The organism is Bacillus sp. MBGLi79 (assembly GCF_002953915.1).
On sequence record NZ_CP026521.1, the window covers coordinates 2114240 to 2116259 of the forward strand.

2 protein-coding genes are annotated in these 2020 nt (G+C 48.1%); both read left to right on the plus strand.

Going from position 1 to position 2020, the window contains the following annotated elements; translation table 11 throughout:
* The first annotated feature begins 161 nt into the window (after window positions 1-161).
* The gene (asd, locus tag C1T29_RS10775; protein WP_025811420.1) at window positions 162-1202 is read left to right on the plus strand and encodes an aspartate-semialdehyde dehydrogenase; all 1041 of its coding nucleotides are present in this window, start codon (window positions 162-164) and stop codon (window positions 1200-1202) included.
* A 90-nt stretch (window positions 1203-1292) separates the two neighbouring features.
* Window positions 1293-2020: aspartate kinase (locus C1T29_RS10780; RefSeq protein ID WP_208945719.1), on the plus strand; the 728-nt coding region annotated here is incomplete at its 3' end.

The window sequence follows — 2020 nt, forward strand, 5'->3', positions numbered from 1 at the left end:
AGCTGCATCATTATGTAGTGCGTAAGTTTCATCAACGCCTTCCATGCAACCTAACTCAACCATTTTGTCAATCACCACGGCACACATCTATGTTAAAATAAAATGTAAAATGCATAGTCAACCAATCGTTTACGACGATTAAGGTGGAAGGAGTTTTACAATTGGGCAGAGGATTACATGTAGCAGTAGTTGGTGCGACAGGCGCTGTAGGACAGCAAATGTTAAAAACACTAGAAGACAGGAATTTTGAACTGGATAAACTGACTTTATTATCCTCAAAACGTTCAGCAGGTACGAAGCAGACTTTCAAAGGCGAAGAGTACACTGTAGAAGAAGCTCGTCCAGAGAGCTTTGAAGGCGTCAACATCGCGCTTTTCAGCGCTGGGGGAAGCGTTTCGCAGGCGCTTGCTCACGAGGCTGTCAAACGCGGGGCGATCGTTATTGATAATACGAGCGCGTTCCGAATGGACCAAAACACTCCGCTCGTCGTACCTGAGGTCAATGAGGCAGATTTGCACAAGCACAACGGCATTATTGCAAATCCGAACTGTTCAACAATCCAGATGGTTGTTGCGCTCGAACCGATCCGCAAGGCTTTCGGTTTAAACAAAATCATCGTGTCGACTTATCAGGCGGTGTCGGGAGCCGGAAACGAAGCGGTAAAAGAGCTCTACGGGCAAACCGAAGCCATTTTGAACGACAAACCGTTCGAGCCTGAGATCATGCCGGTGAAGAGTGATGAAAAACACTACCAAATCGCATTTAACGCTATTCCTCAAATCGATAAATTTCAGGAAAACGGCTTTACGTTTGAGGAAATGAAAATGATAAATGAAACGAAAAAAATCATGCACATGCCTGAGCTTCAAGTTTCAGCCACATGTGTCAGACTGCCGGTTGCAACAGGGCATTCAGAATCCGTCTACATCGAAACAGACCGTGATGATGTGACAGCAGAAGATATTAAAAATCTGTTAAAAGAAGCTCCAGGCGTCGTTCTGCAGGATGATCCGGCTGAACAGGTCTATCCGATGCCTGCAGATGCAGTAGGTAAAAGAGACGTGTTTGTCGGCCGGGTGAGAAAAGACCTTGACCGCCCGAACGGCTTCCATCTGTGGATCGTTTCCGACAACCTGCTGAAAGGCGCAGCATGGAATTCCGTACAAATCGCAGAAAGCCTAAAAGCTTTAAATTTAGTTTAAGATTTCTAACGGGATGTGAGAAGAGAGTGAGGCAAAAATGAAAGCCTGCTCTCTTCTGTTACGTCCGAAATCAACTTGGAGTGAAATAAAGTGAAAATCATCGTTCAAAAATTCGGCGGAACGTCTGTAAAAGATGACCGCGGCAGAAAGCTTGCCTTAAGCCATATTCAGGAAGCGGTCAATGAAGGATACAAAGCGGTTGTCGTCGTATCGGCCATGGGCCGGAAAGGCGATCCGTATGCGACTGATTCATTGCTTGATCTGCTTTACGGCGGACAGGATACGATTACCGAGCGCGAGCAGGATATGCTTTTATCATGCGGAGAAACGATTTCCTCTGTTGTGTTCGCCAGCATGCTTTTGGAAAACGGGATTAAAGCAGCTGCTTTAACCGGTGCGCAAGCGGGCTTTTTAACGGACAACAACCATACGAATGCAAAGATTCTCGAAATGAAGCCGGAGCGGCTTGTCAGCATGCTGGCCGACCATGATGCGGTTGTCGTCGCAGGCTTCCAAGGCGCGACTGCAAAAGGGGACATTACAACGATCGGCCGCGGCGGAAGCGATACATCGGCCGCTGCGCTCGGCGCGGCGCTGGACGCGGAATTTATCGATATTTATACAGATGTCGAAGGCGTCATGACCGCTGATCCGCGCATCGTTGAAAAAGCGAAGCCGCTGCCTGTGATTACCTATACGGAAATCTGTAATTTAGCCTATCAGGGGGCCAAGGTGATCCACCCGAGAGCCGTTGAAATCGCAATGCAGGCGAAAGTGCCGATCCGCGTGCGTTCAACCTATTCAAACGAGACTGGCAC